General features: G+C 63.2%; 21 protein-coding genes. 10 read left to right on the top strand and 11 right to left on the bottom strand.

All coding sequences use genetic code 11. The annotated features are described in order from the left end of the window. Positions 1–215 precede the first annotated feature (215 nt). Together IMX18_RS26640 and putP are read right to left on the bottom strand one after the other, a co-directional pair. The gene (locus IMX18_RS26640; protein ID WP_013974483.1) at positions 216–1,052 is read right to left on the bottom strand and encodes a 23S rRNA (adenine(2030)-N(6))-methyltransferase RlmJ; all 837 of its coding nucleotides are present in this window, start codon (positions 1,050–1,052) and stop codon (positions 216–218) included. 186 nt (positions 1,053–1,238) lie between these two features. Next, complete coding sequence (gene putP / locus IMX18_RS26635) at positions 1,239–2,717, bottom strand: sodium/proline symporter PutP (protein WP_217189978.1); 1,479 nt, start codon at positions 2,715–2,717, stop codon at positions 1,239–1,241. 74 nt (positions 2,718–2,791) lie between these two features. Here putP and IMX18_RS26630 point away from each other — a divergent pair, with 74 nt between their 5' ends. Both IMX18_RS26630 and putA read left to right on the top strand, forming a co-directional pair. Next, positions 2,792–2,980 carry a hypothetical protein gene (locus IMX18_RS26630; RefSeq protein WP_217189979.1) on the top strand — a complete coding sequence of 63 codons (189 nt, stop codon included), beginning with the start codon at positions 2,792–2,794 and terminating at the stop codon, positions 2,978–2,980. A 94-nt stretch (positions 2,981–3,074) separates the two neighbouring features. Next, on the top strand, positions 3,075–7,028 hold the full coding sequence (gene putA, locus IMX18_RS26625) for a trifunctional transcriptional regulator/proline dehydrogenase/L-glutamate gamma-semialdehyde dehydrogenase (protein ID WP_191472077.1): 3,954 nt from the start codon (positions 3,075–3,077) through the stop codon (positions 7,026–7,028). A gap of 102 nt (positions 7,029–7,130) precedes the next feature. On the opposite strand, the gene IMX18_RS26620 is transcribed toward putA, so the two are convergent. From IMX18_RS26620 to IMX18_RS26610, 3 genes are all read right to left on the bottom strand, one after another. Then, complete coding sequence (locus IMX18_RS26620) at positions 7,131–7,382, bottom strand: DUF3077 domain-containing protein (RefSeq protein WP_043936290.1); 252 nt, start codon at positions 7,380–7,382, stop codon at positions 7,131–7,133. A gap of 268 nt (positions 7,383–7,650) precedes the next feature. After that, the gene (locus tag IMX18_RS26615) at positions 7,651–8,088 is read right to left on the bottom strand and encodes a hypothetical protein (protein WP_054572167.1); all 438 of its coding nucleotides are present in this window, start codon (positions 8,086–8,088) and stop codon (positions 7,651–7,653) included. Positions 8,089–8,193: 105 nt separating this feature from the next. Then, positions 8,194–8,757 carry a hypothetical protein gene (locus IMX18_RS26610; RefSeq protein WP_081013925.1) on the bottom strand — a complete coding sequence of 188 codons (564 nt, stop codon included), beginning with the start codon at positions 8,755–8,757 and terminating at the stop codon, positions 8,194–8,196. A 373-nt stretch (positions 8,758–9,130) separates the two neighbouring features. Between IMX18_RS26610 and IMX18_RS26605 the strand changes: the two genes are divergently transcribed. The 7 genes from IMX18_RS26605 to yccS all read left to right on the top strand — a co-directional run bounded on the left by IMX18_RS26605 (position 9,131) and on the right by yccS (position 20,456). Then, positions 9,131–10,933 (top strand): acyl-CoA dehydrogenase, encoded by a 1,803-nt coding sequence (locus tag IMX18_RS26605; RefSeq protein WP_100413005.1) that lies wholly within the window; start codon positions 9,131–9,133, stop codon positions 10,931–10,933. 32 nt (positions 10,934–10,965) lie between these two features. Continuing rightward, positions 10,966–12,408, top strand: coding sequence for a TldD/PmbA family protein (locus IMX18_RS26600; protein WP_054572169.1), 1,443 nt, complete (start codon positions 10,966–10,968; stop codon positions 12,406–12,408). Next, positions 12,408–13,727, top strand: a complete 1,320-nt coding sequence (locus tag IMX18_RS26595; RefSeq protein ID WP_100413004.1) for a TldD/PmbA family protein — start codon at positions 12,408–12,410, stop codon at positions 13,725–13,727. The genes IMX18_RS26600 and IMX18_RS26595 overlap by 1 nt, the downstream gene beginning before the upstream one ends. Positions 13,728–13,854: 127 nt before the next feature. Continuing rightward, positions 13,855–15,282 carry a multidrug transporter subunit MdtD gene (mdtD, locus tag IMX18_RS26590; RefSeq protein WP_015272048.1) on the top strand — a complete coding sequence of 476 codons (1,428 nt, stop codon included), beginning with the start codon at positions 13,855–13,857 and terminating at the stop codon, positions 15,280–15,282. Between the two features lie 112 nt (positions 15,283–15,394). Further along, entirely contained in the window at positions 15,395–16,732 is a 1,338-nt protein-coding gene (gene dbpA / locus IMX18_RS26585) for an ATP-dependent RNA helicase DbpA (protein ID WP_230396947.1), read from the top strand. A 137-nt stretch (positions 16,733–16,869) separates the two neighbouring features. Next, the gene (locus IMX18_RS26580; protein WP_015272049.1) at positions 16,870–18,051 is read left to right on the top strand and encodes a BaiN/RdsA family NAD(P)/FAD-dependent oxidoreductase; all 1,182 of its coding nucleotides are present in this window, start codon (positions 16,870–16,872) and stop codon (positions 18,049–18,051) included. A 221-nt stretch (positions 18,052–18,272) separates the two neighbouring features. After that, the gene (gene yccS, locus IMX18_RS26575) at positions 18,273–20,456 is read left to right on the top strand and encodes a YccS family putative transporter (RefSeq protein ID WP_054572171.1); all 2,184 of its coding nucleotides are present in this window, start codon (positions 18,273–18,275) and stop codon (positions 20,454–20,456) included. A gap of 131 nt (positions 20,457–20,587) precedes the next feature. Here yccS and IMX18_RS26570 read toward each other — a convergent pair whose 3' ends face one another. Beyond that, positions 20,588–21,325 carry a substrate-binding periplasmic protein gene (locus tag IMX18_RS26570; RefSeq protein ID WP_043935950.1) on the bottom strand — a complete coding sequence of 246 codons (738 nt, stop codon included), beginning with the start codon at positions 21,323–21,325 and terminating at the stop codon, positions 20,588–20,590. Positions 21,326–21,480: 155 nt separating this feature from the next. Here IMX18_RS26570 and IMX18_RS26565 point away from each other — a divergent pair, with 155 nt between their 5' ends. Further along, positions 21,481–21,933, top strand: a complete 453-nt coding sequence (locus tag IMX18_RS26565; protein WP_054572172.1) for a GNAT family N-acetyltransferase — start codon at positions 21,481–21,483, stop codon at positions 21,931–21,933. A 32-nt stretch (positions 21,934–21,965) separates the two neighbouring features. Here IMX18_RS26565 and IMX18_RS26560 read toward each other — a convergent pair whose 3' ends face one another. From IMX18_RS26560 to IMX18_RS26540, 5 genes are all read right to left on the bottom strand, one after another. Then, positions 21,966–22,262: a winged helix-turn-helix domain-containing protein gene (locus tag IMX18_RS26560; RefSeq protein WP_013974495.1), complete on the bottom strand. Its 297-nt coding sequence runs from the start codon at positions 22,260–22,262 to the stop codon at positions 21,966–21,968. A gap of 12 nt (positions 22,263–22,274) precedes the next feature. Then, positions 22,275–22,775: a M48 metallopeptidase family protein gene (locus IMX18_RS26555; protein WP_003259625.1), complete on the bottom strand. Its 501-nt coding sequence runs from the start codon at positions 22,773–22,775 to the stop codon at positions 22,275–22,277. A gap of 39 nt (positions 22,776–22,814) precedes the next feature. Further along, positions 22,815–24,941, bottom strand: coding sequence for a putative bifunctional diguanylate cyclase/phosphodiesterase (locus IMX18_RS26550; RefSeq protein WP_054572173.1), 2,127 nt, complete (start codon positions 24,939–24,941; stop codon positions 22,815–22,817). A gap of 243 nt (positions 24,942–25,184) precedes the next feature. Next, on the bottom strand, positions 25,185–26,249 hold the full coding sequence (gene fba, locus IMX18_RS26545; protein ID WP_015272054.1) for a class II fructose-bisphosphate aldolase: 1,065 nt from the start codon (positions 26,247–26,249) through the stop codon (positions 25,185–25,187). Between the two features lie 100 nt (positions 26,250–26,349). After that, positions 26,350–26,679, bottom strand: a complete 330-nt coding sequence (locus IMX18_RS26540) for an MliC family protein (RefSeq protein WP_015272055.1) — start codon at positions 26,677–26,679, stop codon at positions 26,350–26,352. Positions 26,680–26,736: the final 57 nt, after the last annotated feature.

The raw sequence follows: 26,736 nt of genomic DNA, 5'->3' as shown, positions 1-26,736 counted from the left end.
TAGCCTCTTCATTCGGTAGAAATGCGCCAGCGGCCTCTTGGGCGGGTGGCGGCTAAAGGGCGGGATTATAACGCAAACATGTGCGCAACGCGGCAACCTGTACTGGCCTCATCGCCGGCAAGCCAGCTCCCACAGGTACACCACCGACCTTGAGGCCCGCGCTGTACCTGTGGGAGCTGGCTTGCCGGCGATGGGGCCGGTACAGGCAAGCAATATTATTCAGCGATCAGCCAGTCCATGCGGAAGCTGCCGGCGGTTTGCGCCAGCTCTTTGGCCAGCCATGGCAGCAGCTCCTTGAGCTCTTCTTCCAACCCCCACGGTGGGTTGGCGATCGCCAGTCCTGAGCCATTGAGCCCCTGCGGGCTGTCCTGGTGGTGCACATACAACTCGACCCGCAGCAGTTTCGGTGCGCCGGTGCTGGTCAGGTCCTGGTAGAAGCGGGTCAGCGAGCGCTGGTCCTTGATCGGGTACCAGATGGCCGCGACAGTCTGGCGCATGCGGCCGATCGCCTCTTTCATGGCGGTAGTGCAGCGCTTTAGCTCGTCAGCCTGTTCGAACGGCGGGTCGATCAACATGATCGCGCGCTTTTCCTGCACCGGCAGCAAGGCCCGCGGCACATGCCAACCTTCGCCCAGGTGCACGAACACGCGCGGGTCTTTCTTCATGTTCTCTTTGAGCAGCGGCCCGTCTTCGGGATGCTTCTCGTTGAGCAGGGCGCGGTCCTGCTGGCGCATCAGGCGGCGAGCCAGCTCGGGCGAACCGGGGTAGTAGCGCAGCTCGCCATCGGCATTCAGGCGCTTGATGATACGCAGATAGTCGTCGGCCATGGCCGGCAGGTCATCGCGATTCCATAGGCGGGCGACACCTTCCAGGTACTCGCCGGTGCGGGTTGCCTGGTCGCCCTGCAGATCGTACAGACCGAGCCCTGCGTGGGTATCGATGTAGGCGAATGGCTGCTCCTTGCGCGACATCAGGGCGATGAGGCGAGTCAGCACGATGTGTTTGAGGACGTCGGCGTGGTTGCCGGCGTGGAAGGCGTGACGATAGTTCATGGCAACTCCTGCGGGGGTGGCAAGTTTACCTTGCCTTGCAGGCGGAGTCAGGGCCTGGCTGCTGATCGGCGGCGCCTGTTTCGCGGGTAAACCCGCTTCCACAGGCACCTCACAGAATTTGAGTTCTGTGCAATCCCTGTGGGAGCGGGTTCACCCGCGAAACAGGCGCCGCCGACTCAACGGGTATTACTTGTCAGCGTGATACGCCGCATCAGCAGTCTCGAAACGCTTGACCATTGCCTGCGACGGGCTGCCCAGCTTGCTCACCACGAAGATGGCGATGCTGGCGAACAGGAAGCCCGGGATGATTTCGTACAGCCCGAGGGTGTCGAAGTTCTTCCACAGGATCACGGTCAGTGCACCCACCACGATACCGGCCAGTGCGCCGTTACGGGTCATGCCTTTCCACAGCACCGAAATCAGCACCACCGGACCAAAGGCAGCACCGAAGCCGGCCCAGGCGTAAGCCACCAGGCCCAGCACGCGGTTTTCCGGGTTGGAGGCCATGGCGATGGCGATCAGGGCGACGGCCAGCACCATCAGGCGGCCGACCCACACCAGTTCGACCTGCGAAGCGTTCTTGCGCAGGAAGGACTTGTAGAAGTCTTCGGTCAGGGCGCTGGAGCACACCAGCAGCTGGCAGCTCAGGGTACTCATCACCGCCGCCAGGATGGCCGACAGCAGTACACCGGCGATCCATGGGTTGAACAGGATCTTGGCCAGCTCGATGAACACACGCTCGTGGTTCTCGGTGACCGGGCCCGCCAGATCAGGGTGCGCCGAGAAGTAGGCGATGCCGAAGAAGCCCACGGCGCAGGTACCGGCCAGGCACAGGATCATCCAGGTCATGGAGATACGGCGGGCGTTGGCGATCGACTTCACCGAGTCGGCGGCCATGAAACGCGCCAGGATATGCGGCTGGCCGAAGTAGCCCAGCCCCCAGCCCATCAGCGAGATGATGCCGATGAAGGTGGCGCCCTTGAGCATGTCGAAGTTGGCCGGGTTGACCGCATCTATGGCAGCGAAGGTGGTATCGAAGCCGCCAGTGGAGATCAGCACGATCACCGGGGTGAGGATCAGCGCAAAGATCATCAGCGAAGCCTGCACGGTATCGGTCCAGCTCACCGCCAGGAAACCACCGACGAAGGTGTAGGCGATGGTTGCAGCGGCACCGGCCCACAGGGCGGTTTCGTACGGCATGCCGAAGGTGCTCTCGAACAGACGGGCACCGGCAACGATGCCGGAGGCGCAGTAGATGGTGAAGAACACCAGGATCACGATGGCCGAGATGATCCGCAGCACGCCGCTGTTGTCTTCGAAGCGGCTGGAGAAGTAGTCCGGCAGCGTCAGTGCATCGCCGTTGTGCTCGGTCTGCACGCGCAGACGACCAGCGACGAACAACCAGTTCAGGTAGGCGCCGACGGTCAGGCCGATGGCAATCCAGGCTTCGGACAAGCCTGAGAAGTAGATGGCGCCCGGCAGGCCCATCAGCAGCCAGCCGCTCATGTCGGAAGCGCCGGCGGAAAGCGCGGTGACCACGCTACCCAGGCTGCGGCCGCCGAGGATGTAGTCGGAAAGGTTATTGGTGGAGCGATAGGCGGCGAAGCCGATCAGCACCATTGCCGCGATATAGACCACGAAAGTGATCGTTAGTAGATTGCCCATGCGTGTGCCCTGGCGTTTGTTTTTATGTCATGCACAACCGCAGCCATGGCGGTTGCACCCAGGCGGCGAATCCTATGCAACAACGCAAAGCGGGTGCAACCATTTTTCATTTGCAAGTTGCACCTTCTCGTGCATTTTCAGAAAAATCTGATTTTTTGCTCCTTTTGGGAGCAACAACCTCGCTTTTCAGAATAAAACGCACCGAAAACGACCCTTTTCCGGGCATGGAAATGACGGTCGGACGAGTTGCACCTTTTCCATGAAAAATTCGGGTTGCACCTGGTTGCACCCGAATTGTCCTACAGCTACTCTTGGCGCCAGCTTAGGCCACAACCGTGGCAATAACGAGGATAAGAAATGGCGACGACCACCCTTGGGGTCAAACTCGATGACCCGACCCGTGAGCGACTCAAGGCAGCTGCGCAGTCGATTGACCGCACCCCGCACTGGTTGATCAAGCAAGCGATCTTCAACTACCTGGAGAAGCTCGAGGGTGGTGCCACCCTGACCGAACTCAACGGCCATGCCAGCAACCTGGCCGACGATGCCGGAGAGGTCCAGCCCGACCACAGCCACCAGTGCTTCCTCGAGTTCGCCGAGAGCATCCTGCCGCAGTCGGTGCTGCGCTCGGCGATCACCGCCGCCTACCGCCGCCCCGAACAGGAAGTGGTACCGATGCTGCTGGAGCAGGCGCGCCTGAGCGCCCCGCTGGCCGAAGCGACCAACAAGATGGCCGCCGGCATCGCCGAAAAACTGCGTAACCAGAAGAGCGCTGGCGGTCGTGCCGGCATCGTTCAGGGCCTGCTGCAGGAATTCTCGCTGTCGTCCCAGGAAGGCGTGGCACTGATGTGCCTGGCCGAAGCCCTGCTGCGCATCCCCGACAAGGGCACCCGTGACGCGCTGATCCGCGACAAGATCAGCACCGGCAACTGGCAGCCGCACCTGGGCAACAGCCCGTCGCTGTTCGTCAACGCCGCCACCTGGGGCCTGCTGCTGACCGGCAAGCTGGTGTCTACCCACAACGAATCCGGCCTCACCTCCTCGCTCACCCGCATCATCGGCAAGAGCGGCGAGCCGATGATCCGCAAGGGCGTCGACATGGCCATGCGCCTGATGGGCGAGCAGTTCGTCACCGGCGAAACCATCGCCGAAGCCCTGGCCAATGCCAGCCGCTTCGAGTCCAAGGGCTTCCGCTATTCCTACGACATGCTCGGCGAAGCCGCACTGACCGAGCACGACGCACAGAAGTACCTGGCGTCCTACGAGCAGGCCATCCACTCGATCGGCAAGGCCTCCCATGGCCGTGGCATCTATGAAGGCCCGGGCATCTCGATCAAGCTGTCGGCGCTGCACCCGCGCTACAGCCGCGCCCAGTACGAGCGCGTGATGGAAGAGCTGTACCCGCGCCTGCTGTCGCTGACCCTGCTGGCCAAGCAATACGACATCGGCCTGAACATCGACGCCGAAGAAGCCGACCGCCTGGAGCTGTCGCTCGACCTGCTCGAGCGCCTGTGCTTCGAGCCTTCTCTGGCCGGCTGGAATGGTATCGGCTTCGTCATCCAGGCCTACCAGAAGCGCTGCCCGTATGTGATCGACTATGTCATCGACCTGGCCAAGCGCAGCCGCCACCGCCTGATGATCCGCCTGGTGAAAGGCGCCTACTGGGACAGCGAAATCAAGCGCGCCCAGGTCGAAGGCCTGGAAGGCTACCCGGTCTACACCCGCAAGGTGTACACCGACGTGTCCTACGTTGCCTGCGCCCGCAAGCTGCTGGCCGTGCCAGAAGCCATCTACCCGCAGTTCGCCACCCACAACGCCCACACCCTGTCGGCCATCTACCACATTGCCGGTCAGAACTACTACCCGGGCCAGTACGAGTTCCAGTGCCTGCACGGCATGGGCGAGCCACTGTACGAGCAGGTGGTCGGCAAGATTTCCGAAGGCAAGCTGAACCGTCCGTGCCGCGTCTATGCACCGGTCGGCACCCACGAAACGCTGCTGGCCTACCTGGTGCGTCGCCTGCTGGAAAACGGCGCCAACACCTCGTTCGTCAACCGCATCGCCGACCACTCGATCTCCATCCAGGAACTGGTCGCCGACCCGGTCGCCAGCATCGAGCGCATGGGCACCCAGGAAGGCAGCATCGGCCTGCCGCACCCACGCATCCCGCTGCCGCGTGAGCTGTATGGCAGCGAGCGGGCCAACTCGGCCGGCATCGACATGGCCAACGAACACCGCCTGGCGTCGCTGTCCTGCGCTATGTTGGCCACCGCCCACAACGACTGGAAAGCCACGCCACTGCTGGCCTGCGCTGCCAGCGAAGGCGCCGCTGCACCGGTCCTGAACCCGGCGGACCACCGCGACGTGGTCGGCCATGTTCAGGAAGCCACGGTCGCCGACGTCGACAACGCCATCCAGTGCGCACTGAATGCCGCTCCGATCTGGCAGGCCACCCCGCCTGCCGAGCGCGCCGCCATTCTGGAACGCACCGCCGACCTGATGGAGGCCGAAATCCAGCCGCTGATGGGCCTGCTCATCCGCGAAGCCGGCAAGACCTTCGCCAACGCCATCGCCGAAGTGCGTGAAGCCGTGGACTTCCTGCGCTACTACGCGGTGCAGGCACGCAACGACTTCAGCAACGACGCCCACCGCCCGCTGGGCCCAGTGGTGTGCATCAGCCCGTGGAACTTCCCGCTGGCGATCTTCACCGGCCAGGTAGCCGCAGCGCTCGCCGCCGGCAACCCCGTACTGGCCAAGCCGGCCGAGCAAACCCCGCTGATCGCTGCCCAGGCCGTGCGCCTCCTGCTGGAAGCCGGCATTCCTGAAGGCGTGCTGCAGCTGCTGCCTGGCCGCGGTGAAACCGTCGGTGCCGGCCTGGTGGGTGACGAGCGCGTCAAGGGCGTGATGTTCACCGGTTCCACTGAAGTGGCCCGCCTGCTGCAGCGCAACGTCGCCGGCCGCCTGGACAACCAGGGCCGCCCGATCCCGCTGATCGCCGAAACCGGCGGCCAGAACGCGATGATCGTCGACTCCTCGGCACTGACCGAACAGGTGGTGATCGATGTGGTGTCCTCGGCCTTCGACAGCGCCGGCCAGCGTTGCTCGGCACTGCGCGTGCTGTGCCTGCAGGAAGACTCCGCCGACCGCGTGATCGAAATGCTCAAGGGTGCCATGGCCGAAAGTCGCCTGGGCTGCCCGGACCGCCTGGCCGTGGACATTGGCCCGGTGATCGACGCCGAAGCCAAAGCCGGCATCGAGAAGCACATCCAGGGCATGCGCGAGAAAGGTCGCTCGGTCTACCAGGTGGCCATTGCCGATGCTGCCGAGCTCAAGCGCGGCACCTTCGTCATGCCTACCCTGATCGAGCTGGAGAGCTTCGACGAGCTCAAGCGTGAAATCTTCGGCCCGGTGCTGCACGTGGTGCGCTACAACCGTCGCAACCTGGACCAGTTGATCGAGCAGATCAACAACTCCGGCTACGGCCTGACCCTCGGCGTGCACACCCGCATCGACGAGACCATCGCCAAGGTGGTGGAAACCGCCAACGCCGGCAACATGTACGTCAACCGCAACATCGTCGGTGCAGTGGTGGGCGTGCAGCCGTTCGGTGGTGAAGGCCTGTCCGGCACCGGCCCGAAAGCCGGCGGCCCGCTGTACCTGTACCGCCTGCTGTCGACCCGCCCGGCCGACGCGATTGGCCGCCACTTCCAGCAACAGGACGGCGAAGGCAAGCCTGACCGCGCCCTGCACGAACAGCTGATCAAGCCGCTGCACGGCCTGAAGGCATGGGCCGAGAGCAACCAGCTGACCGACCTCGCCACGCTGTGCAGCCAGTTCGCCAGCCAGTCGCAGAGCGGCATCGCCCGCCTGTTGCCAGGCCCGACCGGCGAGCGCAACAGCTACACCATCCTGCCGCGTGAGCACGTGCTGTGCCTGGCCGACAACGAAGCCGACCTGCTGGCGCAGTTCGCCGCAGTGCTGGCCGTTGGCAGCTCGGCGGTATGGGCGGACGGCGAGCCGGGCAAAGCCCTGCGTGCCCGCCTGCCGCGAGAGCTGCAGGCCAAGGTCAAGCTGGTGGCGGACTGGAACAAGGATGAAGTGGCGTTCGACGCCGTGATCCACCATGGCGACTCGGACCAGCTGCGCGGCGTGTGCCAGCAGGTGGCCAAGCGTGCCGGGGCGATCGTGGGTGTGCACGGGCTGTCCAGCGGCGACCACCAGATTGCGCTGGAGCGCCTGGTGATCGAGCGGGCAGTGAGTGTGAACACTGCTGCTGCCGGTGGTAATGCCAGCCTGATGACCATTGGCTGAGGTTGAGGGTTGTTAACGAAAAAAGGAGAGCTTCGGCTCTCCTTTTTTTTATGGGGGCTGGGGTTGGGCTGACAGGTGTTCATTCAATCGGAAGCCAAACCCTCACTGCTTCATCCCCAACTCAGCATCATCCATCAGTGCCTTGGCCATCGCACTCAGGTAATGGGCAGCCCAGATCATCATCGGCTTCTCATCCATCAGCCCGGTAATGGTCAATTCGCGGACATTACCCATCAACTCCGACGACTGCTCACGGGCGTCCCTGCACGGGATGCCAGGCTCGATGCGGCTTGGGTGTCTTCTGTTGTCATTGTTCAACCCCCTGATAATTCTCGAGTGCCTGGCCGGGCCTATTCGCGGGCGCGCCCGCTCCCACAGGATCACCACAAGCTTCATGACTTGCACCGTACCTGTGGGAGCGGGCATGCCCGCGAAAGGGCCGGCTCAGGCGACACATCATTAAGCCTCAGTGCGAAGTTCGCGACCTAGATTAGGATCTTCGAGTGAATCTGCGTTCAGGGGTGGATCAGGAACTATCACCACCTGCTGTCAAACAAGAGGGTGGCAGCTGTGCATGGGTTGACTGACCGGTAGAAAAATCCAAAAAACCCGGCGCACACCGTTACCCGCGCTTTCGCCAGAGCCACAATAGGCACCAGCCTTTCCCAGCCTCCGAAATCAGCATCAGCCCAATCCACACCGAGTTACTGATACTGGAAGCCAGCATCGGCAACAACAGGATTATGGATATCGACGGAACGATAAAAAAGATGCGAAAGGGGATCTGCACCATCGCCAAGTAGACAGCCAACCGGCAACGCATAAGAAACAACCCGCAGGTCGCTATCAACGAAAGCTGCAGAATCAGGCCTAGCCAGACGATTAGCTCTAGCCCTCCTCCCCAGATCTGCATGTTGCTCAATGCGTCCTTGAAATCCGTCCAGAAAGGTATGGCACCTCGCTCCGTACTGCGGAAAACATAAAGGCAGATGTAGAACGCGTCCATGCCTCCCCAAAACAGGAAAGCGATCGCATGCCAGCTCAAGTTCGAGTTCTTCAATATGCTCCCTCTTCGAACCGCGCCGGAATACCGAGCTTCGCAGGGGCGGCCTTTCGCCGCGAAAGGGCCGCAAAGCGGCCCCGGCAAATTCTGCTGCGACGCTGCTCAAGCCATGGACGAAAGTGTGATCAAAGCAAACAGCTGCGCTGCTGTAATTACGGCAGCCAGCAGCATCCACAACCAATTGGCCAGCGTGAAACGGCTGTTGGCCACTCCTGCCTCATCCCCCGCGCTGAAATTGGCGCCTTTCTGCATGGGCACCAGAATGACCAACCAAGCTGCTTGAATGACTACACCCGCAAAATACGCCGCCCACAACTGATCATCCAGAATCACAGTGGCAGCCACCCAGACAGCACACATACCGTAGTAGCCCAGCGTGAGCCCCAGAATGGACCAAGGGTAGGTTCTGCCTGACTCGCGAATATGATCATTCACCCTTCTCAATAACGGGTAGATGAAGAACACTGCAAAAGCGCTTCGCCAGAATGGGCTGACCTTTTCTCCTGTCCTCACTCCATACAGCTTCCAGCTCTGATAAAAGCAATACAGCCAGTAAAAACCAAGGGTGAAGAAGGTCATTACGCCAAACTTCAGGGGCGAGACTACGAAGAAGGGAAGTTGCTTGCCCTCGAAATCAGTCAAGTCGTTCTTGTGGACATCACTCATCAGAAAAGCCTCATTGCGAACACCAAAGCACACATTCAAGGCCAAATGGCATTCGATCCGCAGTAGTCCAGTTCCACTCTGACTTGTGGGAAACGTCTCTACATTTTCCTGCGCCTGCTCCGGCCCTTTCGCGGGTAAACCCGCTCCTACAGGTGCAGCGTTGATGGCTGGGGCTGCGCAGTACTTGTGGGAGCGGGTTTACCCGCGAAAGGGCCCGAACAGGCAAAACAACAACTGCCCCCACCCCGCGTGATCTGTTCGACCAACCACCAGGCATCCCGGAGTTCTCAACCCATATCACCCAAACCTATTAACCTGTCCCCCACCCCACCACCCTCCTACACTCGCAGCATCCCGCCTCAGGACCGCGACCATGCCCGAGACCCTGCTCAACCCCCGCAACCTCGCCTTCGAACTCTACGAAGTCCTCGACGCCGAGGCCCTGACCCAACGCCCGCGCTTCGCCGAGCACAGCCGCGAAACCTTCGATGCGGCGCTTTCAACTGCCCGCACCATCGCAGAGAAATTTTTCGCCCCGCACAACCGCAAGGCCGACGAAAACGAGCCGCGCTACGTGGATGGCCGCGCCGAACTGATCCCCGAAGTGAAACCCGCCGTCGACGCCTTTCTCAAAGCCGGCTTCCTCAACGCCAACCGTGACTTCGAAGCCGGCGGCATGCAGCTGCCGAGCCTGGTTTCGCAGGCCTGCTTCGCCCACTTCCAGGCGGCCAACGCCGGCACCACGGCCTACCCGTTCCTGACCATGGGCGCGGCCAACCTGATCGAGAGCTTCGGTAGCGATGAACAGAAGCGCCTGTTCCTGCAGCCGATGATCGAAGGCCGCTACTTCGGCACCATGGCCCTGACCGAACCCCATGCGGGCTCTTCACTGGCCGATATTCGTACCCGCGCCGAGCCTGCCGGTGACGGCAGCTACCGGCTCAAGGGCAACAAGATTTTCATTTCCGGCGGAGATCACGAGCTGTCGGAGAACATCGTGCATATGGTTCTGGCCAAGCTTCCGGATGCTCCGCCCGGCGTGAAGGGCATCTCGCTGTTCATCGTACCCAAGTACCTGGTCAACGAAGATGGCAGCCGTGGCCCGCGCAACGATGTGCTGCTGGCAGGGCTGTTCCACAAGATGGGCTGGCGCGGTACTACCTCCACCGCGCTGAACTTCGGCGACAACGGCCACTGCGTCGGCTACCTGGTCGGCCAGCCGCACCAGGGCCTGGCCTGCATGTTCCAGATGATGAACGAGGCACGCATCGGTGTCGGCATGGGCGCAGTGATGCTCGGTTACGCCGGCTACCTGTATTCGCTGGAATACGCCCGTCAGCGCCCGCAGGGTCGGTTGCCGGACAACAAAGACCCGCACAGCCCCGCAGTGCCGATCATCGAACACAGCGATGTGAAACGCATGCTGCTGGCACAGAAGGCCTACGTGGAGGGCGCCTTCGACCTGGGTCTGTATGCCGCGCGCCTGTTCGACGACACCCAGACTGCCAGCGACGACAGCGCCCGCAAGCAGGCGCAGGAGCTGCTCGACCTGCTGACCCCGATCGTCAAATCCTGGCCCTCGACGTTCTGCCTCAAGGCCAATGAACTGGCGATCCAGATCCTCGGGGGCCACGGCTACACCCGCGAGTACCCGGTTGAACAGTACTACCGCGACAACCGCCTGAATCCGATCCATGAAGGCACCGAGGGCATCCAGTCGCTCGACCTGCTGGGCCGCAAGCTGGCGCAGAACAATGGCGCCGGCCTCAAGCAGTTGATCCGGTCGATCGCTGCCACCGGTGAGCGCGCCAGCCACCATGCGAACCTCGACCCACTGCGCCAGCCGCTGGAGCAACTGGTCAACCGCCTGCAAGGTGTGACGCTGGCGTTGCTGGGTGACCTGGCCGAGGGCAAAGTCGCCGGCGCCCTGGCCAACTCGGCTCTCTACCTCAAGGCCTTCGGCCACTGCGTGATTGGCTGGCGCTGGCTGGAACAGGCGATCCATGCCGAACTCGGCCTGCTCAAGGGCAAACCCACCGACCGCGACTTCTACCTCGGCAAGCTGCAGGCAGCGCGTTATTTCCTGACCTGGGAGGTACCTGGCTGCCATAATGAGCTGGCATTGCTCGAGGCGCGCGACGACACTTGCCTCGCCATGCAGGACGAGTGGTTCTAAGGGGGAGCCACCGTGTACACGGAGGCTTCCACATGTTCGATACCAGCGCCCTGCTGCGCCAGCGCTTTGCCACGCTGCGCAGTACGGCCGAGCTGTTTTCCCTGCGCCATGTGAAACAGTCGCACCAGGCGCTGTCGGTTCGCCGCAACGTCGCGGAACCACCCTTCTTCAGCCAGGACGAGGGCGCCATGCTCACCGTGCGGGTGAATGGCGTGGAAGCCTATGCCGCCACCGCTGACCTGTCCCAGGCCGGCCTGCAGCGCGCCCTGGAGCAGGCCGAGGCGCTGGCTAGGCAGATCGCCCGATACAACCTGCTGGACCTGCGCGAGCAACCGGTGACCAGCGCACGCCACGACCACATTTCGCCCAACTTCGACCAACCCGTGCCCAACCTTGCCGACTGCCTTGGCCTGCTCGCTGCCGAATCGGCCAGCGTGCCCAAGGACAGCCGCCTGGTGGACTGGCAGGCCAGCCTGGGCCTGAGCCTGGTCGAGCAGACCTACCTGAACTCGGCCGGCGCCGAGCTACGCCACGCCCAGCGCTTCCTGTTCCCGGGCCTGGGGGTGACCGCCAGCGACGGCCAGGACAGCCAGAGCCGCAGCCTGGGCCGCGACAACTTCGGCCAGCAGGGCGGCTTCGAGGTCATCGAGCGCTGCGGCCTGGTCGGTGCTGCCCGCCGGGTGGCCGACGAGGCGCTGCAACTGCTGCTGGCGCCGAACACCCCCAGCGGCCCGCGCGACCTGCTGTTGATGCCGGACCAGATGATGCTGCAGATCCACGAATCCATCGGCCACCCGCTGGAGATGGACCGCATTCTCGGCGACGAACGCAACTACGCAGGTACCAGCTTCGTCAAAGCCGATGACTTCGGCCACCTGCAGTACGGCTCCGCGCTGCTCAACGTGACCTTCGACCCGACCATCGGCGAAGAGCTGGCCAGCTACAGCTTCGATGATGACGGCACCCAGGCCAGCAAGCAGTTCCTGATCCGCGATGGCCTGCTGCTGCGCCCGCTGGGTGGTGCGCTGTCGCAGTTCCGCTCCGGCCTCGACGGCGTGGCTAACAGCCGCGCCTGCGGCTGGAACCGTGCGCCGATCGACCGCATGGCCAACCTCAACATCGAGCCGGGCGACCAGAGCCTGGATCAGCTGGTGAAAGGCATCGAGCACGGCATCCTGATGCGCACCAACCGTTCCTGGTCCATTGATGATGCTCGAAACAAGTTCCAGTTCGGCTGTGAATGGGGCCAACTGATCGAAAACGGCGAGCTCAAGGGCATCGTCAAGAACCCCAATTACCGTGGCATCTCTGCGCAGTTCTGGCGCAACCTGGCGGCGGTCGGCGACAGCAGTACCTTCCAGGTGCTGGGCACGCCCAACTGCGGCAAGGGCGAACCCAACCAGGTGGTACGGGTGGGGCATGCCTCGCCGGCCTGCGTGTTCCGCCAGATCGACGTATTCGGAGGAGACGCCTGATGAAACACGCTTTCGAAACCCTGGTCGGGGATGTGCGCAAAGCCCTGCAGACGGACGAACAGTTCACCCTCGGCTACAGCGCCGAACAATCGCAATTCGTGCGTTTCAACCATGCCAAGGTGCGCCAGGCCGGCACCGTGAACCAGGCCGGCGCGCAACTGCGGCTGATCCGCGATGGCCGCCAGGCAGAGCAACAGGTGACCTTGAGTGGTGACACGCAACTGGATAGCCAGCGTCTGTTCACGGCCCTGGAGCAACTGCGCCAGACCTTGCCACTGCTGGCGGTCGATCCGTACCTGCGCCTGGACGAAAGCGCCTGGCACAGCCACAGCCAGCAGGAGCAGCCGCTGCCCGAACTGAGCGATGTGCTGACCTTGCTCGAGCGCGAAGCCGGCGACCTTGACCTTGTCGGCATCTACGCCGCCGGCCCCATCTGCCGGGGCTTCGCCAGCTCGTTCGGGGCCTTCGGCTGGCACCAGGCCAACAGCTTCAACTTCGACTGGAGCCTGTTCCACGAAAACGGCGAGGCGGTGAAGGCCAATTATGCCGGGCAAGTGTGGAGCGCCGACGACTTCACCGCACGCCTGCGCCAGGCGCGGGAACAGCTGGGTTTCCTTGGCCGCCCTGCCGTCACGCTGAAGCCTGGCAGCTACCGCGCCTACCTGGCCCCGGCGGCCATGGACGAAATAGCCGGCATGCTGTGCTGGGACGGTTTTTCCGCACAGGCCCTGGCCACTGGCAACAGTGCCCTGCAGCGCCTGTACAACGGCGATGCGCGGCTGAGCCCACTGGTGAGTTTCACCGAGCAGGTCAGCGGTTCGCTGAGCCCTGCGTTTTCCGATGAAGGCTCGCCGCGCCTGGATGTGCCGTTGATCCAGCAAGGCGAGGCCCGGCAGCGATTGATCAGTGCGCGCAGTGCGGCCGAGTTCGAGCTGTTGGCCAATGGCGCCGATAGTTACGAGTCACCGTGTGCGCTGAGCCTGGCAACAGGTAGCCTGCCGAGCGAGCAGATTCTGGAGCGGCTCGGTACCGGGCTGTACATCAGCAACCTGTGGTACCTGAACTATTCCGACCTGCCGGCGGCACGCATGACCGGGCTGACCCGCTTCGCCACCTTCTGGGTGGAGAACGGGCAGATCCAGGGCCCGGTGAGCACCATGCGCTTCGATGACAGCCTGTACAGCTTGCTCGGCAGCCAGCTGGAGGACCTGACAAGCGAGCGCGAGATGATCCTGTCGACCAGTACCTATGGACAGCGCAGTACCGGGTCGAGTCATTTGCCGGGGGCACTGGTCAAAGGCCTGACCCTGACACTGTGATAGGCATTACCGGCCTCTTCGCGGGCATGCCCGCTCCCACAGGTATTGCACCATCATCGGATGCGGTGCGATACCTGTGGGAGCGGGCGTGCCCGCGAAAGGGCCGGCACTGACAAACGAGGAAGTCATGCCCGAACGCACCCCGCTGGACCCTGTCACCGCCCGCTGGATCCCTTGGGTGGTGGCCATCGCCTTTTTCATGCAGTCCCTGGACGGCACCATCCTCAACACCGCACTGCCAGCCATGGCCCGGTCGCTGGCCGAAGACCCGCTGCGCATGCAGGGCGTGATCATCGCCTACATGCTCACCGTGGCCCTGCTGATCCCCGCCTCAGGCTGGATCGCCGACCGCTTCGGCACCAAGCGCATCTTCTTCAGCGCCATCCTGCTGTTCAGCTTCGGCTCGCTGCTGTGCGCCGCCGCCAACAGCCTCGGTTTCCTGATCTTTGCCCGTGTCGTGCAAGGGCTGGGCGGTGCGCTGATGCTGCCGGTCGGGCGCTTGGTAGTCCTACGTGCCTACCCGCGCACCGAGCTGGTGCGCATCATGAGCTTCATCACCATCCCCGGCCTGCTCGGGCCGCTACTGGGCCCGACGGTTGGCGGCTGGTTGGTGGAAATACTGAGCTGGCACTGGATCTTCCTGCTCAACCTGCCGGTCGGCCTGATCGGCTGCTATGCCGTGTGGAAGTTCATCCCCGACCTGCGCGGCGCCGAGCGCACCACGTTCGACGGCCCTGGGTTCCTGCTGTTTGGCGCAGCGATGGTATTGATCACCATCGCCATGGAAGGCCTGGGCGAACTGCACCTGCCGCACCTGCGGGTGATGTTGCTGCTGTTCGCCGGCATGGCCTGCCTGGCGGCCTACTGGCTGCGCGCCGGGCGCGACCCGGAGCCGTTGTTCTCACCCAGCCTGTTCCGCGTGCGCACCTTTGCCATCGGTATTCTCGGTAACCTGTTCGCCCGCCTGGGCAGCGGCGCCCTGCCGTTCCTGGTGCCGTTGCTGCTGCAAGTGGCGCTGGGCTACTCGCCGGCCCAGGCCGGCATGAGCATGATCCCGCTGGCGGCTGCGGCGATGCTGGCCAAGTCCATCGCCCGGCCACTGATCGAACGCTTTGGCTACCGCATCATCCTCACCGGCAACACCCTGCTGCTGGGCCTGCTGCTGGCCAGCCTCGGGCTGGTCGACGAACAGACGCCCTATGCCGTGCTGCTGATTCAGCTGGGCCTGCTCGGCGCGGTCAACTCGATGCAGTTCACCGCGATGAACACGGTAACCCTGATCGACCTCGACGACGCCAGCGCCAGCAGCGGCAACAGCCTGTTGTCGGTGGTCGCGCAGCTGGCCCTGAGCCTGGGCGTGGCATGTGCAGGGGCATTGCTCGGCGGCTTTACCGCAGCCGGAAACGCCGACGGTGTGGAAACCACCTTGGGTGCATTCCAGCTGACCTTCGTTACCATCGGCGTGATGGCCATGCTGGCGGCGGCAATATTCCTGCAGCTGTCGCCGACGGACGGAAGGCGTGCCCGTCGTCCGGAACAACACATGGAGTCGTAGGGTGAATGGCCATGAGGCTGGTAGACTATGCGGCATTTTTCGCTTCGCACCGCAGGCCCGCCTCGTGACCACCGAATCCACCGCCTTTGCCACCTTGCCGCTGTCCACTGCCATGCTGGCCAACCTGGACGCCCTCGGCTATGCCTCGATGACACCGATCCAGGCCCAGAGCCTGCCGGTCATCCTCAAGGGGCAGGACCTGATCGCCCAGGCCAAGACCGGCAGCGGCAAGACCGCCGCCTTCGGCATCGGCCTGCTCAACCCGATCAACCCGCGCTACTTCGGTTGCCAGGCGCTGGTGCTGTGCCCTACCCGCGAACTCGCCGACCAAGTGGCCAAGGAGCTGCGCCGCCTGGCCCGCGCCGAGGACAACATCAAGATCCTGACCCTGTGCGGCGGCGTTTCGCTGGGCCCGCAGATCGCTTCGCTGGAGCACGGCGCACACATCATCGTCGGCACCCCAGGGCGCATCCAGCAGCACCTGGACAAAGGCACCCTGGTGCTCGACGGGCTGAACACCCTGGTGCTGGACGAGGCCGACCGCATGCTCGACATGGGCTTCTTCGATGCCATCGCCAGCATCATCGGCAAGACCCCGTCGCGCCGCCAGACCCTGCTGTTCTCGGCCACCTACCCGGCCGGCATCAAGCAACTGGCCGCCGACTTCATGCGCAACCCGCAACAGGTCAAGGTCGAGAGCCTGCATGCCGACAATCAGATCGAGCAGCGCTTCATCGAGATCGACCCGCAACAGCGCCTCGAGGCGGTCACCCGCGTGCTCGGCCACTACCGCCCGCAGTCCTGCGTGGCGTTCTGCTTCACCAAGCAGCAGTGCGAGGATGTGGTCGCCCACCTGACCGCCAAGGGCATCGTTGCCCAGGCCCTGCATGGCGACCTGGAGCAGCGCGACCGCGACCAGGTGCTGACCATGTTCGCCAACCGCAGCAGCTCGGTGCTGGTGGCTACCGATGTGGCCGCCCGCGGCCTGGACATCGATGGCCTGGACATGGTCATCAACGTCGAACTGGCGCGTGATGCGGAAATCCATGTGCACCGTGTCGGCCGCACCGGCCGTGCTGGCGAGAAAGGCATTGCGGTCAGCCTGGTGGCACCGGCCGAAGGCCACCGCGCCCAGGCCATCGAAGACCTGCAGAAGAGCCCGCTGCGCTGGGACCAGCTGGACAGCCTGAAGCACAAGGGTGGCGAACCGCTGCTGCCGCTTATGAGCACCCTGTGCATCGCTGCCGGGCGCAAGGACAAGCTGCGCCCGGGTGACATCCTCGGGGCGTTGACCGGTGATGCCGGTATCCCCGGCAAGCAGGTGGGCAAGATTGCGATCTTCGATTTCCAGGCGTTCGTGGCCGTGGAGCGACCGCTGGCCAAGCAGGCCATGCAGCGCTTGAACAGCGGCAAGATCAAGGGGCGCTCCCTGAAAGTCCGCATCGTCTGACCTAATTTTGGGGCCGCTTTGCGGCCCTTTCGCGACACAAGGCCGCTCCTACAGGGGATCGCAAACTCCTGTAGGAGCGGCCTTGTGTCGCGAGAGGGCTGCAAAGCAGCCCCCAGCAATCCTGAAGAGGTAACACCGTGCACTCCACCGACGTGATCATCCTCGGCGCCGGCGCCGCCGGCCTGATGTGCGCACAGCTCAGCGCCCGCCGTGGCCGCCGGGTACTGGTGCTCGACCACGCCAACAAACCGGGCAAGAAAATCCTCATGTCCGGCGGCGGCCGCTGCAACTTCACCAACATGTATACCGAGCCGGGCAACTTCCTCTCGCAGAATGCGCATTTCTGCAAGTCGGCCCTGGCTCGCTACACCCAGTGGGACTTCATCGAGCTGGTGTGCAAGCACGGCGTGGCCTACCACGAGAAGAAACTCGGCCAGCTGTTTTGCGACAACAAGGCCAGTGACATCCTCGACATGCTGCTGGCCGAATGCGATGAGGCCGGCGCCGAGATCCGCATGCACACCAGCATCGAGCAGATCGAGAAGACCGAAGGGGGCTACCTGCTGCAGACCAGCGGCGGCCAGTTCGCCTGCCAGTCGCTGGTGATCGCCACCGGCGGCCTGTCGATCCCGACCCTGGGTGCCACCGGCTTCGGCTACCAGGTGGCCCGCCAGTTCGGCCACACCCTGCTGCCGACCCGCGCCGGGCTGGTGCCGTTCACCATCACCGAGCCCCAACTGAAGGCACTGTGCACCGAGTTGTCCGGCACATCGCTGGATTGCACCGCCAGCTGCAACGGCACCAGCTTCCGCGAGAACCTGCTGTTTACCCACCGCGGCCTCAGCGGCCCGGCGATTTTGCAGATTTCCTCGTTCTGGGAAGCAGGCGACACAGTCGAGATCAACCTGCTGCCCGACCGTGATGCACTGACCTGGCTGCAACAGATGCAGGCCGAACGCGCCAACACCGAGCTGAAAACCGTGCTGGGCGAGGTATTTACCCGCAAGCTGGCCAACCTGCTGGCCGAGCAGTGGTTCGAGTCCCGGCCCATGAAGCAGTACACACCGGCGGAACTGGCACAGATCGCCGAGAAGCTGGCGAACTGGCAGGTGGTACCGGCCGGCACCGAGGGCTATCGCACTGCCGAAGTGACCCTGGGCGGCGTGGATACCCGAGAGGTGTCGTCCAAGACCATGGAATCGCTGAAAAGCCCTGGGTTGTATTTCATTGGTGAAGTGCTGGATGTGACTGGCCATTTGGGCGGTTTCAATTTCCAGTGGGCCTGGGCCTCCGCCAACGCCGCGGCGCAGTTCGTGTAGAGTAGAATCCATTCAGCAGCACGGAATGCTTCTTGCTGGCCCGTGCTGGGAGTGCCGAAATTCGCATGGGGCTGCCATGCAGCCCATTCGCGGCACAAGGCCGCTCCTACAGGGGACGCGATCGACTGTAGGAGCGGCCTTGTGCCGCGAATGGGCCGCACAGCGGCCCCAATGACACGGCCTCGAACGGTATTTCTCTGATCACTGCCTAGCAGGCCATCATGTCATCGAGCTCGTTCCGTCAGTCACTGCGTCGCCTGTGGGGTCAAGACAAGTTCAGCTACAGCATCCGGGTCACCATCGCCCTCACCGGCAGCCTGGCCCTGTGCTGGTACCAGAACGAAATGGCCCTGCTGATTCCGCTGTTCCTCGGCATCATCGCCAGCGCCCTGGCCGAAACCGATGACAGCTGGCAGGGCCGCCTCAGCGCCCTGGCCGTCACCCTGGTGTGTTTTGCCATCGCCGCACTGGCGGTCGAACTGCTGTTCCCCTACCCGTGGGTATTCGTCATTGCCCTGGCCTTGGCGGCCTTTGGCCTGACGATGCTCGGTGCCTTGGGCGAACGCTATGGTGCCATCGCTTCAGCGACCCTGATCACTGCGGTGTACACCATGATCGGCGTGGACCAGCGCGGCGGCCAAGTCACCGATTTCTGGCACGAACCGCTACTGCTGGTGGCGGGCGCAGCCTGGTATGGGCTGCTGTCGGTGCTGTGGCAGGCGCTGTTTTCCAACCAGCCGGTGCAGCAGAGCCTGGCCAAGCTGTTTTTCGAGCTGGGCAGCTACCTCAAGCTCAAGGCCAGCCTGTTCGAACCCGTCCGCACCCTAGACGTCGAAGCCCGGCGCCTGGAGCTGGCCCAGCAGAACGGCAAGGTGGTGGCGGCGCTCAACGCGGCCAAGGAAATCATCCTGCACCGGGTGGGCAACAGCCAGCCGAACTCCAAGGTCAGCCGCTACCTCAAGCTGTACTTCCTGGCCCAGGACATCCATGAACGGGTCAGTGCTTCGCACTATCCCTACAACGCCCTGACCGAGGCTTTTTTCCACAGCGACGTGATGTTCCGCTGCCAGCGCCTGCTACGCAAACAGGGCTCGTCCTGCCAGGAGCTGGCCCGATCGATCCGCCTGCGCCAGCCGTTCGTGCTGGCCAGCGGTTATCCCGAAGCCCTCGAAGACCTCAACGCCTCGCTGGAACACCTGCGCACGCAGAACAACCCGGCCTGGCGTGGCCTGCTTCGCTCGCTGCGGGCACTGGCGGCCAACCTGGCGACGCTCGACCGCCTGCTCAGCGCCGCCAGCAACCCGGACAGCCTGGCCGACACCAGCGATAGCAGCCTGCTCGACCGCTCGCCACGCTCGCTGAAGGATGTGTGGACCCGACTGCGCACCCAACTGACGCCGACCTCGCTGCTGTTCCGCCATGCCCTGCGCCTACCCCTGGCGTTGTCGATCGGCTATGGCATGGTGCACCTGATCCACCCCACTCAGGGCTACTGGATCATCCTAACCACGCTGTTCGTGTGCCAGCCCAACTACGGTGCGACCCGACGCAAGCTGGTGCAGCGGATAGCCGGCACCGCCGTCGGCCTGACAGTAGGCTGGGCATTGTTCGACCTGTTCCCCAACCCGGTCATCCAGTCGTTGTTCGCCGTGGTCGCCGGGGTGGTGTTCTTCGTCAACCGCACCACCCGTTACACCTTGGCAACAGCCGCGATCACCCTGATGGTGCTGTTCTGCTTCAACCAGATCGGCGATGGCTATGGCCTGTTCCTGCCGCGTCTGTTCGATACCCTGGTCGGTAGCCTGATCGCCATCCTTGCGGTGTTCCTGTTCCTTCCCGACTGGCAGGGGCGACGGCTGAACAAGGCGCTGGCCAATACGCTGGCCTGCGCCAGCGTGTACCTGCGGCAGATCATGCAGCAGTATGCCCACGGCAAGCGCGATGATTTGGCCTACCGCCTGGCCCGGCGCAACGCCCACAACGCCGACGCGGCGCTGTCCACCACCTTGGCCAACATGCTGATGGAGCCGGGGCATTTCCGGAAGGAGGCCGACGTCGGCTTCCGCTTCCTGGTGCTGTCGCATACCTTGCTCAGCTACCTCTCGGGGCTGGGCGCGCACCGCGACACCGCCTTGCCGGCGGAGGTGCAGGAGCAATTGATCGAAGGTGCCGGGCAAAGCCTGGCCAGCAGCCTGGACGAGATTGCCAACGGCCTGGCCGCGCGGCTACCAGTGGCGATTCACAGTGATGCCGAAGAGGCGCTGGCCAATGCCCTGGAGCAGATGCCGGAAGAGCTGGACGAGCACCAGCGGCTGGTACAGACGCAGTTGGCGTTGATCTGCCGGCAGTTGGGGCCGCTGCGGACCTTGGCAGCGCATTTGATCAAGGAAGGTGCACCGGCCTGAGTTGTAATATCGTCTGTGCCGGCCTCTTCGCGGGTGAACCCGCTCCCACAGGAACCCCACAAGTTTCAAGTCCTGTGTAATACCTGTGGGAGCGGGTTTACCCGCGAAGAGGCCGGCACAGGCGATATAGATCAAAAGCCATGCTGGCGCATGAGCCGCGCATAGCTGCCATCCGCCTTCATCGCCGCAATCGCCTGCTCGAACCGCTCGACGATCCGCGCATGCTCCGGGTTTTTCAGGCTGACCAGGATATGCAGGGTGTTCTCTCCCAACGGCGGCTCCACCAGCATCACCCCATCGCGTACCTCCGGCAGCTCGCGCTGCAAGTTGTAACGGGCCACGTACTCGTCTTCCACCGCCAGGTCCACCCGCCCTGCCGCCAGCATGCGTACCGCAGAGGGAAAGTTGCGCACCGCCACCTTGTGCAGGCGAGTGTCGCGGTCGAACGCGGGAGAATAGGCGTAATCACGCACCACAGCGATGCTGTAGGGGTACAAATCTGACTGGCGCTTGTAACGAAACGCCTCGCCCTTGCGTTGCAACAGGCGAATGCGGTTGACCAGGTAGGCTTCGGAAAACTGCCCGATGCTGGCGCGCGAGTCGTTGTACCAGGCGTTGATCAGTACGTCGTAACGCCCCTCGCTCACCCCCAGCAGAGCCCGCGCCCAAGGAGCCTCTTCGACCCCACTGGTGTAGCCGGCCCGGGCCAGCGCCGTGGTGACGATGCTGGTCGCCAGGCCACCGCCCGGCATGCTGGCATCGGTGAACGGCGGCCAATTGTCGGCCACCAGCCGCAGCTTTTCGTGACCCAGGGCGGGTGTTGCAAGCATCATTGCCAACAATCCCAGAACACAAAGCAGTGGCCGCATGCTCACGTCCTTTCGCAATGGAGGGCACACACTGCCAATGAGATTACACAAAGGCGTCGCCGAGGGCAGCGGCCAATAGTGTCATTTAGCCTCTATTTTGGCCGTGGCACGTGCATCATGCGATGATCGACGGTCCACTCAAGGAGTTCGCACCAATGTCCATCGACTGGCTTTGCAAGCACCACACCGATCTCAGCAAGGACCAGCTCTACGCCATTCTGCAGTTACGCACGGAAGTGTTCGTGGTCGAGCAACGCTGCGCCTACCAGGAAGTCGATGGCCAAGACCTGACCGGCGATACCCTGCACCTGATGGGCTGGCAGGATGACAAGCTGGTGGCCTACCTGCGCCTGCTCGACCCGCAATCCCAGGGTGGGGATGTGGTGATCGGGCGGGTGGTGACTGCACCCGCGGCGCGCAAGCTGAAGCTGGGGCATACCTTGCTGCTCAAGGGGTTGAAGGCAGCGGAGCATTGCTGGCCGGGGGTGCCGGTTTATCTGTCGGCGCAGGCGCATTTGCAGGCGTTCTATGCCCGGCATGGGTTCGCTGTGGTGGGCGAGGAATATCTTGAGGACGACATTCCGCATATCGGGATGCGCAAGGGATGAGATCGCCGGGCTGCAAAGCAGCCCGCAGTGGATCAGGGATACCCCAGCACTTCGCGAACCTGCCGCAGATGCTGGATGATCCACTGCTTGTCGATCGCCCCCCAGTCATGAATGCGGTAATGCCCGGCGTGGTTGCGCGCGCCTTCCTGCTGTTCGAACTCGCAGACGATATCCAGGTCGGCTAGTGCCGCAATGGTGTCCTGGGCGGTGCGCCGGGGCATGCCGGTCGCTTCCATCAGGGCCGGAACGCTGGTCGCGGTCTGGCTGTCGATCAGCCAGGCTACGTACAGGCGCCGGTAGAAGCTGCTCTTGGTCTTGCTCACTTCCATGCTGCGTGGTCCTTAACAGTTGCCCGGCAGCTCCCGATAGGTCAGGTAGACGCGCAGGTCGAATTCCAGTTGGTGGTAGTCCGGCTCCATGTGCTGGCAGAGCTGGTAGAACGCCTTGTTGTGGTCGCGCTCGCGCAGGTGTGCCAGTTCGTGCACCACGATCATGCGCAAGAACTGCGGCGCGGCCTCCTTGAACAGCGAGGCAATGCGGATTTCCTTCTTCGCCTTGAGCTTGCCGCCCTGCACCCTTGATATCGCCGTATTCAGGCCCAGGGCCCGATGGGTCAGGTCGAGACGATTGTCGAACAGCACCTTGTCCAGGTTCGGCGCGCTGCGCAGGTATTGCTGGCGCAAATCCTGGGCATAGCCGTACAACGCCTTGTCGTTCTGCACGTCATGGCGGTCGGGGTAGCGGCGCTGCAGGTACTCGCCCAGGCGGTCGCTGTCGATCATCTGCCGCACTTGCTGCTGCAGGTGCGGCGGATAAGCTTGCAAATATCGTAATACGGTCATGGCGCTGCATTCGGTGTAACGAATGCCGATTCTAGCCAATCATGGCCCCGGCCAGGAGAAAATCGCCGGGAAGCTGCTGGCATCCGTGGCGGTCATCGGGTAAGCCACCAGGAACCCCTGCACGTACTCACAGCCATTGGCTTTGAGCCAGGCTGCCTGAGCCGGGGTTTCCACCCCCTCGGCGATCACCGTGATGCTGTAGTCGAGGCACAGGCCGATGACGCTGCGCACCAGCGCGGCATCCACCACCGAGTCGGGCAAGCGCGCCACCAGGTGGCGGTCGAGCTTGAGGGTATCGATCGGCAGGTCGCGCAACATGCGCAACGAACAGTCGCCGGCACCAAAGTCATCCAGCGCCACCCGCACACCCAGCTCACGCAAGCGGTGTATCTGTTTCACCGCCGCATCGATGTTGTACATCAGCGAGGTTTCCGCCACTTCCACCTCCAGCTGCGCCGGGTCCAACTGGTAAAGCTGGATGACCCGGTGCAGTTCGTCTACCAGGCTGGGCATGGCGAACTGCGCGCGGCTCAGGCTGATACCCAGCACCAGGTCCGCCGAGAAACGCTGGCACCAGGCCTGGCGCTGGGCCGCGCCCTGGCGGTAGATCCAGCTGGCCAGGCGGTTGATCAAGCGCGCCTCTTCCAGCAACGGGATGAACAGCCCCGGCGGTACGTCGCCGACACTGGGATGCTGCCAGCGCAACAAGGCCTCGAAGCCACGCAGGCGGCCATCGATGAAGCCGACCTGCGGTTGATAAACCAGAGTGAAGTCTTGCTGCTCCACGGCCGTGCGTACGCTGTCCTCGAGCATCAGCCGCGAACGTGCCCTGCCATTGAGTTCCTGATCGTAGAAGCGATATTGCTGGCGCCCGGCCTGCTTCGCTGCGTACATCGCCGCATCGGCCGCGCGCAGCAGGCCTTCGACATTGGCCCCGCAATCCGGATAAGTGGCGATGCCAATGCTCACCCCAAGGCTCACATCCAGCCCTTCCACCTGGTGGCTGATGGAAATGCGTTCCAGCAACCGCTCGGCATAGCGCCCAGCCTGCTCCGGGTAAGGCAGGCTGTCGAACAGTGCAGTGAACTCGTCCCCGCCCATGCGCGCCAGCAGCGCTTCACTGCCCAGGCAATCCTTGAGCTGTTCGGCCACCCAGTGCAGCACCCGGTCGCCCGCGTCGTGGCCGAGCGAGTCGTTTATGCGTTTGAAGCCATCCAGGTCCATGTACATCAGCGCCTGTGCCTTGTCCGAGCGCTCGTTGCGCAGCAGCGCACCTTCGGCGGCCTGGTAGAACCCGCGGCGGTTGAGCAGGCCGGTAAGCGGGTCGGTGACGGCCTGGTACTCCAGCTGCTGGTGCAGGTTGCGCACCACTGACATGTCCAGCACGGTGACCACCATGGCCTTTTGCTCGGCCGGCAGTGGAGCACAGGACAACGCCACCGGCACCAGCTCCCCGCCAAGGGTGCGCAGCTGGGCATCGTGAACACGGAAGATGCGCCCCCCTAAGTAAGCCTGGTAGAACTCCGACTCGTTCCACAAGCAGGCACTGGCCAGTTGCACCAAATCGAGCAGATGGGCGCCCTGCAACTGCTGGACTGGCGCTGACAACAAACGGGAAATGGCCGGGTTGGCAAAGCTGATGATGCCTTGGGCATCCACCACCAGAATGCCCTCGGCAGCGTTCTCCAGGATCGACGCGTTGAAAGCCCTGGCCGTTTCCAGCTCACGGGTCAGGCGCTGCAGCATGCGCCGATTGCGCTGCTGGTCGAGCAGGGCCTGGACCTTGGGCTTGAGAATTTGCGGGTCGAACGGTTTGAACATGTAGTCCACGGCGCCACTGGCGTAACCCTTGAGCACGGCCGCTTCGGACTGTTCATTGGCGGTGAGGAAAATGATCGGGGTCAGCCGAGTGCGCTGGCTGCCGCGCATCAGTCGGGCGACTTCGAAGCCGTCCATCTCCGGCATCTGTACATCCAGCAGCACCAGGTCGACATCGTGTTCAAGCAAAGCACCCAGGGCTTCCATCCCCGAGTTTGCCGTCAACACCTGCCAATCCTGACGGGCCAGCAATGCCCGCATGCTGATGAGGTTTTCGGGGTAATCGTCTACCACCAGAAGAACCGAGTTGCCATCCAGTGGCTGAGGGTGAGGTTGAGCGCCATCCATGCTGCTTCTCTATTATGTGACCGACTTCAAGATACGGTTGGATCCACTAGTACTCTAGACCTGAGCGGATAACACGCAATGCAATCAGAACGCTATCAGTGCCTCAACTATACGGTAGCCGACTAACGGTCGCTTTGCCGGGAATATGTGCCGGCCTTTTCGCGGGCATGCCCGCGCAAGGTTCTAACACCCAAAAATGAAAAAACCCGCATCGCTGCGGGCTTTTTCATTAATACCAGAAGATCAGTTGACCTTGGCGGCCAGCTCACCTTTCAGGTAGCGCTGGTACATGCCTTCCAGGGAGATCGGCTTGATCTTCGAGGCATTGCCAGCGGTGCCGAAGGCTTCGTAACGAGCGATACACACGTCACGCATGGCCTTGATGGTTTCACCGAAGAACTTGCGCGGGTCGAACTCGCTCGGGTTCTGCGCCATCAGGCGGCGCATGGCACCAGTGGAAGCCAGACGCAGGTCGGTGTCGATGTTGACCTTGCGCACGCCGTACTTGATACCTTCGACGATTTCCTCGACCGGTACACCGTAGGTTTCCTTGATGTCGCCGCCGTACTGGTTGATGATCGCCAGCCACTCTTGCGGCACCGAGGACGAACCGTGCATCACCAGGTGGGTGTTGGGGATGCGCTTGTGGATTTCCTTGATGCGGTCGATGGCCAGCACGTCACCGGTTGGTGGCTTGGTGAACTTGTAGGCACCGTGGCTGGTACCGATGGCGATGGCCAGGGCGTCGACCTGGGTCTTCTTGACGAAGTCGGCAGCCTCTTCCGGGTCGGTCAGCATCTGGCTGTGGTCCAGCACGCCTTCGGCGCCGATGCCGTCTTCTTCACCAGCCATGCCGGTTTCCAGCGAACCCAGGCAGCCCAGCTCGCCTTCTACCGAAACACCGCAGGCGTGCGCCATGGCAACAGTCTGCTGGGTAACGCGAACGTTGTACTCGTAGTCGGTCGGGGTCTTGCCATCTTCACCCAGCGAGCCGTCCATCATCACCGAGCTGAAGCCCAGCTGGATCGAGCGCTGGCAGACGTCAGGGCTGGTGCCGTGGTCCTGGTGCATGCACACCGGGATATGCGGGAATTCTTCGATGGCCGCCAGGATCAGGTGACGCAGGAACGGGGCACCGGCATATTTGCGGGCACCGGCCGAAGCCTGGACGATCACCGGGGAGTCGGTCTTGTCGGCCGCTTCCATGATGGCGCGCATCTGCTCGAGGTTGTTGACGTTGAAAGCTGGTACGCCGTAACCGAACTCGGCGGCGTGGTCCAGCATCTGGCGCATGCTAATGAGTGCCATTGTGTATCTCTCTCCCGACAAGCGTCGTTTGTTTCGTGCAAGCCTGCCGCAGGGGCGGTTGCTGTTCAAGTAGTGTGGGCCACCCTCGCGGCCCGGCCAGTCACGGTGCCTTGCAGCCCCGCCCAATCAGATCGTTGGTTGCCACCCAGTACACCAGGCCTTCTTCGCCCTTGGTATGGAAGGCCAGCATGCCATCGCTGTACAGCGCACCCGAGGCACCCGGCTCGGCCTTGAGCCGGTAGACCTGGTCGCCGCCACCAAGGCGCACATCGACCTGATCGCGCTGCACATCGGCGAAGCGCCACAGCACTTCAGCCTGAGTGTCGCAGACCCAGCGGGTCCAGTCGTCTGCCGGAGCGGGTTGCGCCGGCTTCAGCAGCGAGCATCCTGCCAGTGTCGCCAGGGCCGTCACGGCCAAAAGCGCTTTCATTACATATCCTCTAGATGACCATGCAGCGGCCGCTTGGTTGCCCGACCCGACGAAATG

Source organism: Pseudomonas shirazica (assembly GCF_015168335.1).
GTDB lineage: Bacteria > Pseudomonadota > Gammaproteobacteria > Pseudomonadales > Pseudomonadaceae > Aquipseudomonas > Aquipseudomonas asiatica.
This window is presented reverse-complemented; position numbering and strand designations above follow the sequence as displayed.